The 17,201-nt window shown below is 35.2% G+C and carries 13 protein-coding genes; 2 read left to right on the forward strand and 11 right to left on the reverse strand.

Annotated elements, in window-relative coordinates; genetic code table 11:
• Positions 1–154: 154 nt before the first annotated feature.
• From menB to NSQ89_RS15895, 4 genes are read right to left on the reverse strand one after another with little or no spacing between them, the layout of a single operon-like run.
• Positions 155–973 (reverse strand): 1,4-dihydroxy-2-naphthoyl-CoA synthase, encoded by an 819-nt coding sequence (gene menB / locus NSQ89_RS15880; RefSeq protein WP_047944543.1) that lies wholly within the window; start codon positions 971–973, stop codon positions 155–157.
• 37 nt (positions 974–1,010) lie between these two features.
• The gene (gene menH, locus NSQ89_RS15885; protein ID WP_341132909.1) at positions 1,011–1,817 is read right to left on the reverse strand and encodes a 2-succinyl-6-hydroxy-2,4-cyclohexadiene-1-carboxylate synthase; all 807 of its coding nucleotides are present in this window, start codon (positions 1,815–1,817) and stop codon (positions 1,011–1,013) included.
• 13 nt (positions 1,818–1,830) lie between these two features.
• Entirely contained in the window at positions 1,831–3,576 is a 1,746-nt protein-coding gene (gene menD, locus NSQ89_RS15890) for a 2-succinyl-5-enolpyruvyl-6-hydroxy-3-cyclohexene-1-carboxylic-acid synthase (RefSeq protein ID WP_341132910.1), read from the reverse strand.
• 1 nt (position 3,577) lies between these two features.
• A complete protein-coding gene (locus NSQ89_RS15895; RefSeq protein ID WP_061798785.1) occupies positions 3,578–4,951 on the reverse strand; it encodes an isochorismate synthase in 1,374 nt (457 codons plus the stop codon).
• Between the two features lie 267 nt (positions 4,952–5,218).
• Between NSQ89_RS15895 and NSQ89_RS15900 the strand changes: the two genes are divergently transcribed.
• A complete protein-coding gene (locus NSQ89_RS15900) occupies positions 5,219–5,983 on the forward strand; it encodes a TraR/DksA C4-type zinc finger protein (RefSeq protein WP_309325578.1) in 765 nt (254 codons plus the stop codon).
• A gap of 340 nt (positions 5,984–6,323) precedes the next feature.
• Here NSQ89_RS15900 and NSQ89_RS15905 read toward each other — a convergent pair whose 3' ends face one another.
• The 7 genes from NSQ89_RS15905 to istA all read right to left on the reverse strand — a co-directional run bounded on the left by NSQ89_RS15905 (position 6,324) and on the right by istA (position 16,658).
• Positions 6,324–8,726, reverse strand: coding sequence for a glycogen/starch/alpha-glucan phosphorylase (locus NSQ89_RS15905; protein ID WP_341132911.1), 2,403 nt, complete (start codon positions 8,724–8,726; stop codon positions 6,324–6,326).
• Entirely contained in the window at positions 8,716–10,170 is a 1,455-nt protein-coding gene (glgA, locus tag NSQ89_RS15910; RefSeq protein WP_144545027.1) for a glycogen synthase GlgA, read from the reverse strand. Before glgA ends, NSQ89_RS15905 begins: the two co-directional genes overlap by 11 nt.
• Positions 10,167–11,195, reverse strand: a complete 1,029-nt coding sequence (locus NSQ89_RS15915; protein ID WP_095258014.1) for a sugar phosphate nucleotidyltransferase — start codon at positions 11,193–11,195, stop codon at positions 10,167–10,169. Before NSQ89_RS15915 ends, glgA begins: the two co-directional genes overlap by 4 nt.
• Positions 11,196–11,218: 23 nt before the next feature.
• Entirely contained in the window at positions 11,219–12,364 is a 1,146-nt protein-coding gene (locus NSQ89_RS15920) for a glucose-1-phosphate adenylyltransferase (RefSeq protein ID WP_047944551.1), read from the reverse strand.
• Positions 12,312–14,252, reverse strand: a complete 1,941-nt coding sequence (glgB, locus tag NSQ89_RS15925) for a 1,4-alpha-glucan branching protein GlgB (protein ID WP_341132912.1) — start codon at positions 14,250–14,252, stop codon at positions 12,312–12,314. The genes NSQ89_RS15920 and glgB overlap by 53 nt, the downstream gene beginning before the upstream one ends.
• Positions 14,253–14,445: 193 nt before the next feature.
• A complete protein-coding gene (gene istB / locus NSQ89_RS15930) occupies positions 14,446–15,162 on the reverse strand; it encodes an IS21-like element helper ATPase IstB (RefSeq protein ID WP_341132107.1) in 717 nt (238 codons plus the stop codon).
• A gap of 2 nt (positions 15,163–15,164) precedes the next feature.
• A complete protein-coding gene (gene istA, locus NSQ89_RS15935) occupies positions 15,165–16,658 on the reverse strand; it encodes an IS21 family transposase (RefSeq protein ID WP_341132106.1) in 1,494 nt (497 codons plus the stop codon).
• 320 nt (positions 16,659–16,978) lie between these two features.
• Here istA and NSQ89_RS15940 point away from each other — a divergent pair, with 320 nt between their 5' ends.
• On the forward strand, positions 16,979–17,119 hold the full coding sequence (locus tag NSQ89_RS15940; RefSeq protein ID WP_176474108.1) for a hypothetical protein: 141 nt from the start codon (positions 16,979–16,981) through the stop codon (positions 17,117–17,119).
• Positions 17,120–17,201 lie beyond the last annotated feature (82 nt).

Consider the following 17,201-nt stretch of genomic DNA (forward strand, 5'->3'; position numbering starts at 1 on the left):
CCTCTTTTCTATACAAACAAAGGTGACACTATTATTAGCATGTCCATTAAAACACCATTGCTAAAAACGAGTGTCACCCCAGTATCTATTAATTAATACGAATGAATTGCGATTCCATCTCTTGGATAGCTAGCTTTTCATTCATCCTTTTCCATTAAGGAAAACGCGGGAATTGTCCAAAATCAGGTTTGCGTTTTTCCTTAAAGGAATCTCTTCCTTCTTTTGCTTCATCGGTTGTATAGTAAAGCAAAGTTGCATCACCGGCAAATTGCTGTATACCAGCTAAACCATCTGTATCTGCATTAAAGGCAGCTTTTAAGAAACGAAGGGCAGTTGGACTTTTCTCTAAAATCTCTTCACACCATTTAATCGTCTCTTCTTCTACTTTTTCTAACGGCACTACCGTATTTACTAATCCCATATCTAGAGCTTCTTGGGCATTATATTGACGGCATAAGAACCAAATTTCCCTAGCTTTTTTATGGCCAACGATTCTTGCCAAATAACCAGAACCATAACCAGCATCAAAGCTACCTACCTTTGGACCAGTTTGTCCAAAAATAGCATTATCTGCAGCAATCGTTAAATCACAGACAATATGCAGCACATGTCCTCCACCAATTGCATATCCTTTTACCATCGCAATGACAGGCTTAGGAATAACTCTGATTAGACGTTGTAAATCAAGGACATTTAGGCGGGGAATTTGATCTTCTCCTACATATCCACCATGACCCCTAACTTTTTGATCTCCACCAGAACAGAATGCTTTATCGCCTGCACCAGTTAAAATGATAACTCCTACATCACTATCATCTCTTGCCATTGCAAACGCATCAATTAATTCACTAACGGTTCTTGGCGTGAATGCATTATGTACATGAGGTCTATTAATTGTAATCTTGGCAATACCATTATATGTTTCATAAATGATTTCTTCATATTGTCTGCCAGCTACCCATTCCACTGTCATTCTTTTTCCTCCTTATTAATAGGGCTGAACATCAATGTCAGCTCCTTAAAAACTCCAATACTATTGTACCAAAAATTTCTGGTTTCTCCACATGAATTGCATGACCAGCATCATTTATAGTTAAATGCTTTATTTTTTTATTACAGTCAACCATTTCTTCAGCGATTTGACAAAACTTCTGATCAAGTTCTCCTGTAATTAACAATGTATCTATTGATAAGCGAGAAAGAGAGGACCAATACGAATTTTGTGCACCTGTCCCCATTCCTCTTAAACTATTTGCTAATCCAACTGGGTTATTAGCTAGCCGCTGCTTCCTAATTGCTTTCTTTGCAGCTTCACTCAGCTTCTTTTGACTTTCAAACAATGGAATTTCTTCCCATTTTTTCACGAAGTTTATTATTCCTTGTTCAAGGATAGAGTCTCCCAGTTTCTCATCTTGTATTCGTCTTTGCTTTCTCTCTAAATCCGTTTTTAAGCCGGGAGAGGAACTTTCTAGAATAAGTTTTTTAACTGTTTCAGGATAATTCATACCGTATGCTAACGCTAACCTACCACCCATCGAATAACCTAATAAATAAACAGAAGCCAATTGAAGATGATCAATAAGCGCTCTTAAATGAGTGACACTTTCTTGCATAGTATACTTTTCTATTTCTTCCGGCGAATCCGTCTTTCCATGACCAATAATATCGACCGTAATAACCGTATAGTTCTTCTTCCATAAAGGAATAAATGGCATCCAAGTTCCACTATCCCCAGTAAATCCATGTAATAATAAAAGAGGCTCTCCTTCTCCTTCAACCGTTACATGATAGCTTATATCCTGTAGTTTGATAAACATAGGCTTCACCTTTTTAATCTAATTGATCTAACATCTTTAGAATCCGATTCGTCATTTGCCGATGTTCTAAAAGATTATTTTCCCGATTAGTGCGTATTTCCCATACTCTTAAGCCCTCCGCGAAATCACTATCTTGGAATAATATCTCTAAATGATTCCAACTGTTAACAAGCTGATATTGTCCTTTATACATTTCCACTGCATGCTTAAAGTCAATATTTAAAGGCGTTCCAAATAATAATTCAAAATGTCTCGGCAATTCTACTTGAGGAAGAAATGAAAAGATTCCGCCTCCATTATTATTTATTAATATGACAGTGATTGGAAGCTGATATAGCTCAGAAAGGATTAATCCATTTAAATCATGGAAAAAGGTTAAATCCCCTACAATTAAAAAGAGCGGCTGCTTAATAACCCCCACTCCGAGCGCAGTAGATATCGTCCCATCAATTCCATTTGCTCCTCTATTTGCAATAATGGTTACTTGTTTTTTTTGTTTATGAAAAAAAGTATCCAAATCGCGAATGGGCATACTATTTCCTACAAATAAAACGGCCTTATTGGGAATCATTTCACCCAAGCAATGAAAAAGCTTTGCCTCACTCATTTCTTTAATTTCTGCTGTTTTTGTTAATTCCTTTTTGGTTTTTTCATTAATTTCTATCCATTTATTCAAATAGTGATTTATTGAGCAAGGAGAAACAAACGATGAAAGCTGTTCACAAAAATATCCTTCTTCACAATAAACCATTTCTGTTGTCAGTTGATTGGGATCACGGTAGCCGCTTCCCCCATCTATTACAATCTGTTTTGCCTTTTCATTTTCTCGTAAGAATATAGTTAATGGTTTAGAAATCGGCATGCTTCCAAAACGAATAACGATAACCGGTTTTAATAGTGATTTAATCCTTTCATTTCGCAAAAAAGTATCATAGGTGTCGATGACAACGTCCTTGTCCGCACTCTTACTTCGTAGTTGGGAAAGTGGATCAGCTATAATCGGAAAACCAGTTTTTTCAGCCAATTGAAGTATTTTTAAAGAAAAGTCCTCTTTATCGATTTCTCCACAGATGATAATCCCTTTTCTTTCCTCTTCCGCTTCCAGGCTTGCTGCTAAATCATGAAAATAGGAATCATGAATCGTAAACTCCCCGGTTTTAATCTGGATAGTTCTTGTTTCCTGGTCTTCTGAACGGTAGCGTTCTAAATTATTTAAATCAGGAATTAATGGTTCTCTCAATGGAATATTCACATGCACTGGACCGCTAGGATGCTGTTTTGCCATTGCTACCGCTCTAGCACCCACTGTTTTAGCATATCTTATCATACCTGGACTATTATCAGGTGTCGACATTTCCATAAACCATTTAACATGCTTTCCATAGAGATCTAATTGATCAATTGCCTGCGGTGCTCCCACATCACGAAGTTCATGGGGCCGATCTGCCGTCAGTACGATTAAAGGTATGCGAGAAATCTTCGCCTCTACAATTGCCGGAAAATAATTTGCAGCGGCAGTACCAGAAGTACATACTAATACAGTTGGTTTTTTGGACGCTTTCGCTATTCCTAAAGCAAAAAAGGCAGCTGATCTTTCATCAATATGAACATGCAGTTTTATGTCCTCTTCCTCTGCAAGCAATAAACTGATGGGGGTTGATCTTGATCCTGGACTGATAACAGCATGTTCTACCCCGTTTTTTACCAACTCAGATATTAGCGCATCCAAATAGGCAGTTAACTGTTGCTGATGACTCATTTTATTTTCCTCCTAACGCAGTTAGCATTGGCTTAAATTTAATTGCAGTTTCTACATACTCAGATTCTGGATCAGAGTCAGCTACAATACCGCATCCAGCAATAATGGTTGCGGCATTCCCATCTATTAAGCCCGAACGGATGCTTACTGCAAATTCTCCATTCCCCTGGTAATCAAGCCAACCGATAGGAGCACCATACATCCCTCTATCTAATCCTTCCACCTCTCTAATAACCTTTAAGGCTTCCTCTCGAGGGAATCCACCAAGAGCTGGAGTTGGATGCAATAAGCGAATAAAGGAAATTAAGGATTCTGTTTCTTTTACCTTCCCGCTAACTGGAGTATAAAGATGTTGAATATCTCTCATCTTCAAGATTTTTGGATTGGATGGCATTTCTACCGTACTACAGACTTCCTCCATAGCATTCTTAATCATTTTAACAACATAATTATGTTCTTCTCTATTTTTCGAATCCGAAAGTAAGGCTTGTGCAAAGGTATCGTCTTCTTCTTTGTTTTTTCCCCTCGCAATTGACCCGGCCAGACAGGTAGAAAAAACAGTTGGTCCTTCTTTTTTTACCAATCTTTCTGGAGAAGCTCCGATGAAACATTTGTTTTTTGCTTCTAAAGCAAAAATATAACCATTGCTTTGTTGTTGTATTAAATTTTTAAGAACAAACTCTGTCTCAACATCATTAGAAAAATGCACTTGAGTAGCACGTGCTAACACTACTTTTTTTAAATCTCCATTTAACTCATTTATTACTTTATTAACTTTATCCTTCCATGTTTCTTGATCTATTTCAGTAATCTTTTCAATCAAAGGCAAAGTTGTAGAAAATGCTTCTACTCTTTGATACCTAATAGAATGCTTTTTTAACTCTTCTTTTGCATCATCCTTTTTATCTGATTGAATCATTATATTAGTAGTAATAAATTGACTTCCATTTATTTCACTTAACATAAATTGAGGTACGTAAAAATGTGCTTCCGAGAAGCCATCCCAGACTTGTGTTTTCTCTTTTAATGGATCAAAGGAGAAACCACCTAAAAGGACTGGTCCGATCCCTATTTCATTATATTCATTAAATACTATTGCATTGTCTAACAGCTGTCTCCATTTTTTTTCTACAAATGAATAAGAGTTCTCCCCTAATGAATACTCTATCCCTTCACAAATGCCGATTCCTACAAGCATGTTTTTTTCAGAAGGGTCCTTCCAGAAAAAACGTTTTCCTTTATAAGAACTGTAATTTGAAAAAAACTCCAGAATATCTATTTTCTTTTCTAGTTTCTTCACTTCACTAACTAAGATAGTAGGAGAATCACTTTCCTTTATTATTGTTTGTACCATTATTCCTTTGCTATCATTCATCCCTTTGTAAATCCCCCTAAAACTAATCAAGAATATACGCTTGATTATATTGGTTCAAAGATATACGCCACTTACTATTTTAGCATATTTTACGATACACCTGTCTTTAATATTATGTCAATCATAGTGAATTCTTAATGCACTTTTCAACTATTTATTTTTCTTAAGAAAACGATAACAAATGGAAAACTAGGTTTGATAAACATAAAACAGGGAAATTTATGAACAGGTTGTCTATATATACTAATAGTAGGAACAGATAAGGATGTGTTTACCTTGTTATCAACAGAGCAAATAAGTCATTTAAAAAAAGAATTAGAAGAAAGAAAAGCAACTTTATTAGATAGAACAAACGGATACGCCAGTGAAGAAAATGCCTTGGAATCAGTTGGAGAATTATCTAGTTATGATAACCATCCAGCAGATCTGGGAACAGAATTATTTGAAAGAGAAAAAGATTCTGCCCTAGAACAACATGACCAATCTGAATTAGAAAAAATCAATAACGCCTTAAAGGCAATAGAAGACGGATCTTATGGAATTTGTAAGGTTTCAGGTAAAGAAATTCCTTACGAAAGATTAGAAGCAATTCCGACAGCTCTTACGCTAAAAGAATATAGTGATGAACAAACTATTGCAAATGATCGACCTGTAGAGGAAGATATTCTAGAATTAGCTCATGGTAATGAATTTCGTCATTATGATACTGGCGATGTTAGAGACTACGATGATAGTTTTCAAGAGGTAGCTCGCTATGGAACTTCTGAAACGCCATCAGATTTACGAGGTGATTTCGAAGATTATGACAGTCTCTACGATAGAGAGAACGACGATGATACCTTCCCGGAAGATTATGAAAACTTTACAGCTACAAATATCGATGGAACAGAAAGAGCTGTATATCCATCTAAAGATCAAGAAAAATATGAACAAGCATTAGATGAGGAAGGAATAGAAGCTCCCTTTGGTGATGTTCCATTCCATAAATCAGATGGATATATAGAAGAGGATACTGAAGAAGAGGAGGATTAAGAGACTTTTAAATAAAACTAAAGGTCCAATCAGTGAAGGTGAATATTTTTGGTTTAATTTTCGTTGGGAAATTTATTGGATAATAAAGGAGTCGGAAAAATAAAGCAGCCTGCATGCTCGAAGAGTTTCTATGGGAGTGGCGTGAGAACGGTGTCGTCTAACAGGAGAACTCACCGCTCGCCCCATGGAAATCAAGGTGTATCAGGCATGAATTAAACTACAAACCTTCTTTTTTTAATGAATAAAAAAACCAAACAATTATACGAAGCTTATTAGCATCTCCGTAAAATTGCTCGGTTTTTGGCTGAATTTCTTTATTTCCCAGCCTGCTTCTAAACAATTAAATATAAGGTTTTATACGCCAAATATCCTCTGCATATTCCTTTATTGTTCGATCGCTTGAAAAATGGCCCGACATCGCAATATTTACAATGCTTTTTCGCAGCCAGTCTTGTTTATTCTTAAATGCTTGGTTCACCTTTTCATGAATGCTTGCATAAGAATTAAAATCTTTTAATACAAAGAACTGATCATTCTCAATTAGTAACGAATCAAAAATAGGATCGAATTCACCCACTGGATGATCATAAAAACCATTTTTTAATTGATTCACTACTTCATGAATTCTATCATCATGGTAAAAATACTCCCGAGAGCTGTAGCCACCATTTTGATAAAGCTCTAATACTTGATCTGCATTCATCCCAAAGATGAAAATATTATCATCTCCCACTAATTCATGCATTTCAATGTTTGCTCCATCCATTGTTCCAAGTGTCAATGCACCATTCATCATAAATTTCATATTACCAGTGCCCGACGCTTCTTTACTTGCGGTGGAGATTTGCTCACTTACATCAGCAGCTGGAAAAATATGTTCCGCTAAGGAAACTCGATAATTTTCTATAAAAACAACCTTTAATTTATTTTGTATCCTTTTATCATTGTTAACCTTATGAGCAACTGTATTAATTAATTTAATAATCTTTTTTGCATAATAATATCCCGGTGATGCCTTTGCTCCGAAAATAAACGTTCTAGGCTCCATATCAATGGATGGATCTTCTCTTAATTTATTATAAAGAGACATGATGTGCAAAATATTTAATAATTGTCTTTTATAAGCATGCAGTCTCTTTACTTGAACATCAAAAATAGAGGAAGGATCTACAAGAATTCCATTTTTCTCCTTGATTATCTTTGCAAGTCTTTCCTTATTACTTTGCTTAATTGCTGCGAGATTTTCTTGTAAACTAGCATCTTCTTGATAATTTAATAATTCCCTTAATGATTCTGGCTGATCGACCCATTTATCACCAATTATATTAGAAATTAAGTTTGTAAGCTTAGGATTTGCCTTTATTAGCCACCTTCTATGAGTAATTCCATTCGTTTTATTATTAAACTTTTCTGGATAGAAGGCATAAAAATCAGCCATTTCTCGTTTCTTCAAAATTTCTGTATGAATTTCCGCTACTCCATTTACACTATAGCTACCCACTAATGCTAAATGGGCCATCTTAATCATGCCATGGGCAATTATAGCCATTTTTTCAATTTTCAAAAAATCACCAGGATACTTTTTCCATAACTTCATGCAGAAACGTTCATTTATCTCATCAATTATCATATAAATTCGGGGTAATAGGGGCTGGAATATATAGATTGGCCATTGTTCTAATGCTTCAGATAACGTGGTATGATTGGTGTAAGAAATAGTATTTGTAGTAATCTCCCATGCTTCATCCCAGCCTAATCCTTCTTCATCCATTAATATTCTCATTAGCTCTGGGATTGCCAATACGGGATGTGTATCATTTACATGTAAGCTTATATAGTGATGCATTTCACTAATGTTTTTATATTGCTGCTTATAATTTCGAATAATGGATTGCAAGCTTGCAGAAACTAAAAAGTATTGTTGTTTTAACCGTAATATCTTTCCCTCATCATTGGAATCATCTGGATATAAAAAACCAGATATCGATTCTGTTTCTCTTTTATAACGCATTATATCCTTCACATCTTTTGCAATTAAGGACGACGGTTCAGCATTCCATAATCTTAATGTGTTAACAGTCGTCGTATGATAGCCAATGACTGGTACATCATGGGGAACTGCTGTTACAGTTTCGGCATTTAAATGCCGAAACTGTAACTTTCCATTCTTCTCATACATATCAATATTTCCCCAGAAATAAATATCTACCGCTAAGTCTTCCTTTCGAACTTCCCAAACCTGGCCTTGCTTTAACCATTGTTCTGGCAATTCAAGTTGGTATCCATCAACAATTCGTTGTTCGAATAAACCATGTTTATAACGTATCCCACAACCATGCCCTGGTAAGTCTAATGTAGCTAAAGAATCCAAAAAGCAAGCTGCTAACCTTCCTAATCCACCATTGCCTAGTCCGGCATCGTGCTCCATATCTTCCACTTCAAAAAAATCGATTCCAAGATCTTTCAAACCTTCGATAACAACTTGATCAATCCCTAAGTTAATTAAATTATTATGAAGTAATCTCCCTAATAAAAACTCAATAGAAAGGTAATATACCTGTTTTCCGTTGTTGTTACGACTTTGTTCATTTGTCTGAATCCAGTTTGAGCTTACATATTCTCTAATCATATGCCCTAACGTTTGAAAATGATCACTACTTGTTGTATCTTCAAAGGTCTTTCCATAAGTCATTTCAAGCCTTTGTAAGAAATACCTTTTAAAACTTTCTTTATTAGAAAACATGGGATTCACTCCTCGAGATAAGCTCTGCATATAACTGATTATATTTAAATGCAGATTGAGCCCAACTATTATCCATCGACATGGCATTCTTCATTAGCTTATGCCATACTTCTTTTTCCTCTTTATAAAAATGAAGGCCTCTTCTAATCGTGTAAAGCATGTCATGGGCATTGAAATTAGTGAAACTAAATCCATTTCCTTCCTCTGTCCATTCGTTATAAGAGAAAACAGTGTCATTTAGCCCTCCTGTCTCTCTCACAATGGGGATATTCCCGTATCGTAAAGCAATTAGCTGCCCTAATCCACAAGGCTCAAATTTTGATGGCATTAAAAATAAGTCTGCACCTGCGTACATCTGATGAGCTAAATTTTCATCAAACCCAATATAAGCTTTGCATTTGTCAGAATACGTATATTCCATCTCACGGAAAAAGTTCTCGAATTCAGGATCTCCTGTTCCTAATACGAGAAACTGTACATCTTCTTCCATTATTTCATGAAATATATGTCTAACTAATTCTAATCCCTTTTGACTAGTTAACCTAGTTATCATACAAATTATTGGGATTTCAACGTCTTCCTTCAATCCGAATTTTTTCTGAATAAATCGTTTATTTTCTTGCTTTTTATCTAGAGAAGTAACCGTATAATTTGCTGCAATTACCGGATCTGTTTCTGGATTATATGTTTCTTCATCAATCCCATTTATAATTCCATATAAATCTTTCTCTCTCTGCTTTAATACATTATTCAGCTTCTCACCATAATATTCTGTTTGTATTTCGTTTTTATAGGTAGGACTTACTGTCGTTATCTTATCAGCAGCGATAAGCCCCCCTTTCATCAAATTAACATTTCCATAGAATTCCAGATTATTTGTTGTAAAGTAATAATCATTTAGATTAAATAAATCACCAAGAACTTCTCTTGGCAATATTCCTTGAAACTGAAGATTATGTATGGTAAATACAGTCTTAATATTGCTATACTCTTTTTTCCATTTATAGTCTACATCCAACAGGAAAGGAATCATAGCCGTATGCCAATCATGGCAATGAATAATATCAGGATAGTCTGTTAAATAAGGTAAACTCTCTAGTACGGCTCGATTAAAGAAGGCAAACCGTTCTCCATCATCTCCATAACCATATAAACCACTTCTCTTAAAATACCATTCATTATCAATGAAATAAAAAGTAATTCCATCTACTTCTAATTCTTCAATTCCACAGTATTGATTTCGCCAACCTACTTGAACAAAGAAATAGCATCTTTTCTTAACATTGGCAAGTAAATGTGCTGGAATATCTTGATACTTTGGCATAATTACCGCTACATCCGTACCTTGCTTCTTTAATTCTTTAGGAAGAGAACCAGCTACATCTGCCAGTCCCCCTGATTTTATAAATGGTACACATTCTGAAACTGCAAATAATACTTTCACGAATTCATCAACGCTCCTTGCACTGTTCCTTTTCTGACTACAAAGGGAGAACTTGCAGTACCAGTCATCACAGTACCACTTTCTACAACCACATCTTTATCTAAAATAACTGAGTCCAAGTGGCAATTTTCTCCAATCGTACATTTTTGCATAATAATGCAATTCTTTAAACTTGAACCTCTTCCAACCTTAACCGCTCTAGAAACAATACTATTTATAATCTCGCCTTCAATAAAACACCCATTTGCTATCATGGAGTTTTTCACTTCACCTGTAGTTGTATATCGTGTAGGTGGTTCATCTTTAACTTTTGTAAATATTGGTCTTTCTTTGATAAAAAGCTGATTCCAGACTTTAGCTTTTAATATATCTTTACTTACATGATAGTAACTGGATATTGAATCTATTTTTTCGGCATAGCCGTTATATTCATATTCACATATTTTTAGCTGATTATTCATATCTAAGACAACATCATTCATACATGTATAACCTGTAACAGCTCTAGATTCTATTAAATCAATCAGCTTTGACTTCTTAATTAGATATATTTCTAACGAACTTCCATTATTCGTGATCTCCGTTATATCACAACCAGAAGAGAGATGCCGCTCTAATACAGGATTAAAATTCATATTAAACACAGTAAAGCAATTTGCAACTAGCGCATATTCTTGCTTGCTTCTCTGAAAATAATCCATATTTGCCGCAAAATGATTAAAAGAACCTATTCCATCTGTATTTGTTGCGGTTAAAGATGCTGGGAAAAAGAACAATCCATCTCTCTTTCTATCTAAATCCCAGTTTTTCCCCGAACCTAAATGATCCATTAACGAGCGATACTGATACTTTGGAAAAATAGCAACACTACCTATTCCAGAGTTCACCATATTGGAAAGGACAAAATCAATTAAGCGGTACCGTCCGCCTATCGGAAGTGCAGCAAGTGTGCGATGTGCAGTTAATTCTTCTAAATCTTCCTTATGTGTTGTTGCATCAATAATGCCCAGCATAGATCTTATCATCTTAACCCCTCCTATCTAGTTTGTTAGGAAATCACTTCATTAACCATTTCTTCTGTTACAAGGACTACTTCATTGGAGTCTTTTTTTGGTTTAATGACCATTCCATCTGGTATGGTTATTTCAGAAGGGACAATAGCCTTTTCAATATAAACATTATTACCAATCTTCGCATCAGGCATGATGACAGAACTTCTAATAATTGTCCCTTCTCCTACAGTAACACCTTGAAAAACAATGGTTTTCTCTAAATTCCCACTAATAATACACCCTTCATTCACCATCGACTCTTTCACATGCGCCTCACTAGAAATATATTGTGGTGGATGATTGGGATTTACCGTATAAATTCTCCAATTATAATCAGAAATATTTAATTCACAATTATCATCCAATAAATCCATGTTTGCTTCCCATAGGCTTTGAACAGTTCCGACATCTTTCCAATACCCTTTAAATGGATAGGCAACCACTTTTTTCTGTTTTTCGATGAGTAAAGGAATAATATCCTTGCCAAAATCATGGGAGGAATTTTTATTTAAATTATCTTCTACTAGTAATTCTTTCAGAACATGCCATTTAAAAATATAGATTCCCATCGAAGCTAGATTATTTTTTGGATGTTTAGGCTTCTCTTCGAATTCTACAATGTTCATCTCTTTATTTGTATTCATAATACCAAACCTACTCGCTTCCTCCCATGGTACTTGAATCACGGAGATAGAAGCATCTGCTTGCTTATCTATGTGATATTCAAGCATTTCTTCATAATTCATTTTGTAAATATGGTCTCCTGATAAAATGAGAACATATTCGGGATCATATTGAGACAAGTAGTTCTGATTTTGATAAATAGCACTTGCTGTTCCTGTATACCATTTCACTTCTGATGACTCACTATAAGGAGGTAATACGGTTACTCCTCCATTAACACGGTCTAAATCCCATGCACTCCCTATTCCAATGTATGAGTTTAAAACGAGCGGCTGGTATTGCGTTAAGACGCCAACAGTTTCAATTCCCGAATTGGAACAATTACTTAAAGTGAAATCGATAATTCGATATTTTCCTCCAAAAGGGATTGCTGGCTTTGCTAGACTTTTTGTTAAGGAATAAAGTCTACTCCCCTTTCCTCCTGCTAATAGCATTGCGACGCACCGTTTCTTTCCCATTTCCTTTTCTCCCCTTCCGGTGTTGAACTGGACGTAAAATGATTATACTGAAAGCTGGTATCGTTAGTTGAACAGAATAAGGTTTTCCATGAAATTCTACTTTTTCTGCTTTTATTACCTTTTTATTTATATAATTAGCTCCACCAAATCTATCAGTGTCACTATTTAATATTTCTCGGAAAGAGTTATTTAAAGGAACGCCGATTCTGTAACTTTCATATGTATGATAAGTGAAATTACAAATGACGACTAAATAATCTTCTTCTTTTTCTGCCCTACGTATAAAAGAGAAGATAGACTGCTCTCTATTATTTACATCAATCCAATCAAAGCCATCATTGACATGATCCAACTGATATAAAGGTTTGGACCTTTTATAGATTTTTAGTAATTCCTTCATATACTCATTTGCTTTTTGATGCATCTCATAATCTAGCAGCATCCAATCTAACTGTTCTTTATCCTTCCATTCAGCAAAATGGGCGAATTCATTTCCCATAAATAATAATTTTTTTCCTGGATGTGTAATCATATATCCTAAGAGGAGCCGGAATTGAGCAAATTTTTGCCAATAATCTCCTGGCATCTTATCTACTAACGATTTCTTTCCATGAACAACTTCATCATGTGAAAATGGTAAAACAAAATTTTCGGAAAAGGCATAATGTAGGGAAAAGGAGACTTTATCATGTACTTGCTTTCGATTAACTGAATCAGTTTCCATATAGGTTAAAATATCATTCATCCAGCCCATATTCCATTTGTAGTGAAATCCAATGCCACCATAATGAACTGGTGCAGTTACTTGAGGCCAATCAGTAGAATCCTCTGCAAACATTAGAACTGTTGGATCGTATTGACAAACTGTTTGATTCAGTTTTTGGAGGAAATCGATTCCAAATTGGTTCACGCTATTTTCATTTGAATTTGGCCAATAAATAATATTAGAAACAGCATCAACTCTAAATCCATCTACATGGAAATATTCCATCCAAAAAATTGCATTTGAAATTAAAAAGCTTTGGACTTCATTTTTTCCTAAATCAAAATTGGCCGTTCCCCAAACATAATTTTCTCTATCCACCGGATTCTTATAATCATATTGACTAGTTCCATCAAATTGATAAAGTCCATGCTCATCTTTACAAAAATGTCCAGGTACCCAATCTAATATCACGCCAAGCCCATGTTGATGACATTGATCGATGAAATACATCAAATCCTTTGGCTCTCCAAATCTGCTTGTTGCAGAATAGTATCCTGTACCTTGATATCCCCAGGAAATATCGAGTGGATGTTCTACTAAGGGCAGCACTTCCAAGTGGGTAAATCCTTGTTCCACAACATATGGAATTAATTCATCAGCAAGTTCCCTATAGGTATACAGTTCTCCATCCTCATGGATTTTCCATGATCCTAAATGGACTTCATATATAGCAAGAGGTTCATTTAAATAGTTCTTTTTTGTCTTTTTTTGTTTCCATTTTGTATCATTCCACTTGTAACCTTCCAAGGAATAAACAATGGAAGCTGTATTAGGTCTTACCTCGGAGAGAAAAGCATAAGGATCAGCTTTAAGAAAAACTCTTCCATCAGGTGCAGTTATTTTATATTTATACATAGCACCCGTTAAATCCCTCTCTACATTTAGAAGCCACACACCTTCATTATTAATTTTTTCAAGGGAATAACCTTCACCATTCCAATTATTAAAATCCCCAACCACTTGAATACTTAGAGCATTGGGAGCCCAAACACAAAAACTGGTATAATTCTCTCCATTTTTATGATGAATATGGGATCCAAATAATCTATAGCTCTCAAATAAGTTTCCTTCATGAAATAAATGTAGTTGAAATTCTGTTGGATATACTGTCTCCACTGTCATCCTACTTTCTATTACAAATAATATTAAGTGAGTAAATTTTACACTTTGTACTTTTCAATTCCCTTTTTTTTTGCTTCCAAAACAATTTATGGCATACATTGCTAAAAAATTGGTGATTAATTGGATTTGGCAATCAAAAAATGCAAGAAACGGTCATTACTTTTGTAACCACTGCCAACATCATTATTTTCATTTAATCTCGCATACTAGAATTGCGATATCGATAACTTTCACCAGTGAATATCACCAGATGAGAATGGTGAATAAGACGATCAATAACCGCTTCTGTTAAAATTTGATTGCCAAATACATGGTTCCATTGGCCAAATTGAAGATTCGTTGTAATAATGATGCTTTTTCGCTCATAACACATCGAAATTACTTGGAATAACAGTTCGGCTCCTTCTTTTCCTAACGGAATATAACCCATTTCATCGAGTACTAATAAATCTAATTTCTCAATTTGCCCCAACAACCTGGCTAGTTGGCCCTTTTGATTGGCATCCACTAACTGATTCACTAGACCTGCAACCGTGTAAAACCGGACTTTATGGCCAAATCTAGTTATGGCATTTAAAGAAATCAGTTTACTTAAATATGTTTTTCCTGCACCCACACCACCATATAAAATTAAATTTTCCTTTTCCTTAATGAATAGCCCCTCGTAGATACTCTCTTTTGAAATACTTTTAGGTATTTGAACATGCTGCCAGTCAAACGTTTCATTTCCACCTTGCGGTAGATGTGCTTGTTTCAAGAGTAAATTAATCCGAGTTTGTTCGCGTTGTTCAATTTCTTTTTCAAAAAGCTGTTTTAGGAATGCAATCTGTTCTTCGGACAGATCATCACAATGCATTCGCAAATAGCTTAATTTTAGCCGTTTTGCGTATTCTTGAATCGATTCGCTCATGATCACACCTCCGTTTTAAAGAAGTCATTATAACGATCTGCACCACGTGTGATTTCGGGCATTTCAGGTAATGTGATGGCTGGTGTTATATTTTGATAATCGTTGTCATCAAAGATAAGTGCGTTAAAAGCTTGTTGAATATGCTCTGCTTTTGGATGACCTGTCTTTTGAGCTATCTGTAAAGCTTCTGTAATTTTATCTAGGTTATTAGTTTTCATTAACTCCGATAGGAGAGAGAAAGCAGACTTCTGTTCTTCCTCTGTACACGCTTTTAAATACAGGTTCCACTCATCAGGTAAATGATCATAAATACCTGAATATTTAATTGCGCGTGGCCTTTGAGAAAGTAGTTTTAGATAAGGTTGCCAAACCATTGATTTGGCCTTGCTGCCATAAAGTCGAGAATGAGTGACAATACATTCATGAGTTTCACTTAGAATACGTACTTCATTAAATGTCACTTCGACGACCACTTTCTTCTGTGCAAATCGTGGCGATGTCGAATACAATTTATTATCTATATGTACAATTCCACTTTTATCAGCCTTTGCAGTGACAATACGAGCGCAGTTAAATATTTTTTCGGGCAGTAAAATATGAGCTGCACATGTTAATTCGTGTAAGGATTCTAACGACTCTTGCTTTAGGTAATGCTTCCGTTGACGATTTCTTTCTGCCTTTTCCCATAGAGTTTGATTAAACTCTTCCAAGTCTACAATTGTATTAGCCGGCAATAAGAAATTATTCCGGACATATTTCACCATATTTTCTACATGTCCTTTTTCGTTTCCCTTTGCTGGATTACAGAATTCATATTCAAAACCGAAGTGCAGCACGAATCGCTCGAACATATCTGTTAATTCTCTTTCACCACGGGCATGAATTTTCTTTACAGCGGGCGATAGATTATCAAAGCGAATCGTTTTCGGTACGCTCTTCATATGTTGAAAAATGCGTTGTAATCCTTCTAGAAGACACTCGGTATTTTCCGAAGGAAACACTTGAAAATAAAAGGTATTGGCATCTGGAAATGACATAACGAGAAACGGTAGTTCGATCATTTCATTTAAATATTTAAATGGTGCTTTTCCGAAATCTACTTGTGCTGTTCCAGGAATCGTTTGCAGCGGTAAAGAGGCACCCTCTGCTTCTTTCGCTAATTCCTTTCTCCGGGCTGAAACATAACGTCTTACTGTACGGTCCCCACCTTGAAAATCATGCTCTTCGATTAGTTGGTTATACATACGTTGTGCAGTACGTTGAAACTTCTTTTTTAGCTTTAAATCCTCACGAATCCACCCATCAATAATATGCTTTACTGGATCCAAGATAGGCGAGGGACGTGTTTGTTTGTGTTTTTGGGGGAATTCTTCTTGATCCGCATATTTTTTTACTGTCCGTTCATCGTGCTGTACTTGACGAGCCACCTCGGCATAACTTTTCCCTTTTTGGTTTACTTCATGTCTGATATAATTGATTTCTACCACTTGTAACATCTCCTATGTATCCTCCTGTCAAACGTTGTTGGTCCAACGAGGAGTTTACTTTTATTGGATGATGTTGGCAAGTGGTTTTTTCATGCACAAATTAATGTCCGAAAGGTACATTTTTATAATGCCATAACCAGATTAATTAAATTTGATTAATTTTAATATTCTATCAATAGAAGGTAAATCCTTTTTTGTTTTTAAAATTTTATGATACTATAAATCTTTTTATGTTTAATTGACTCATTTAGATTGTGAACTTTTAACATAGTTTTTTTGATGAAGAGGAATACTAAAGTGAATTTCTAACATAAGGAAGGAAAATGATAATGAGTAAAAGGGAAGAAGAATATTTAAAAGAACAAATAGGGGAAGAAATGAATCCTTTTTTTGAAACAACAGACAAAAAAGTTCTAGCAATTGATCTGTTTAGAGGTCCTGATACTGGATTTTTTTCTGATTTTGATTAAAAAAACCCGGGGAATAGATTATTTACAAGTGAGGATAAATGGAAGAAAATCTGAGACAGGGAAAATTTTAATCGATACAAAC

Origin of the sequence: Niallia sp. FSL R7-0648 (assembly GCF_038007005.1) — a bacterium.
Classification (GTDB): domain Bacteria; phylum Bacillota; class Bacilli; order Bacillales; family Cytobacillaceae; genus Niallia; species Niallia circulans.

Coding starts and splice junctions, on each gene's coding strand:
- menH (WP_341132909.1), bottom strand. CDS start 1,817: ATGTTTATCAAACTACAGGATATAAGCTATCATGTAACGGTTGAAGGA.
- glgB (WP_341132912.1), bottom strand. CDS start 14,252: ATGACAGTGGAGACAGTATATCCAACAGAATTTCAACTACATTTATTT.
- NSQ89_RS15940 (WP_176474108.1), top strand. CDS start 16,979: ATGAGTAAAAGGGAAGAAGAATATTTAAAAGAACAAATAGGGGAAGAA.
- menD (WP_341132910.1), bottom strand. CDS start 3,576: ATGAGTCATCAGCAACAGTTAACTGCCTATTTGGATGCGCTAATATCT.
- NSQ89_RS15905 (WP_341132911.1), bottom strand. CDS start 8,726: ATGTTTTCTAATAAAGAAAGTTTTAAAAGGTATTTCTTACAAAGGCTT.
- istB (WP_341132107.1), bottom strand. CDS start 15,162: ATGAGCGAATCGATTCAAGAATACGCAAAACGGCTAAAATTAAGCTAT.
- istA (WP_341132106.1), bottom strand. CDS start 16,658: ATGTTACAAGTGGTAGAAATCAATTATATCAGACATGAAGTAAACCAA.
- NSQ89_RS15915 (WP_095258014.1), bottom strand. CDS start 11,195: ATGATAAGATCTATGCTGGGCATTATTGATGCAACAACACATAAGGAA.
- menB (WP_047944543.1), bottom strand. CDS start 973: ATGACAGTGGAATGGGTAGCTGGCAGACAATATGAAGAAATCATTTAT.
- NSQ89_RS15920 (WP_047944551.1), bottom strand. CDS start 12,364: ATGGGAAAGAAACGGTGCGTCGCAATGCTATTAGCAGGAGGAAAGGGG.
- NSQ89_RS15895 (WP_061798785.1), bottom strand. CDS start 4,951: ATGAATGATAGCAAAGGAATAATGGTACAAACAATAATAAAGGAAAGT.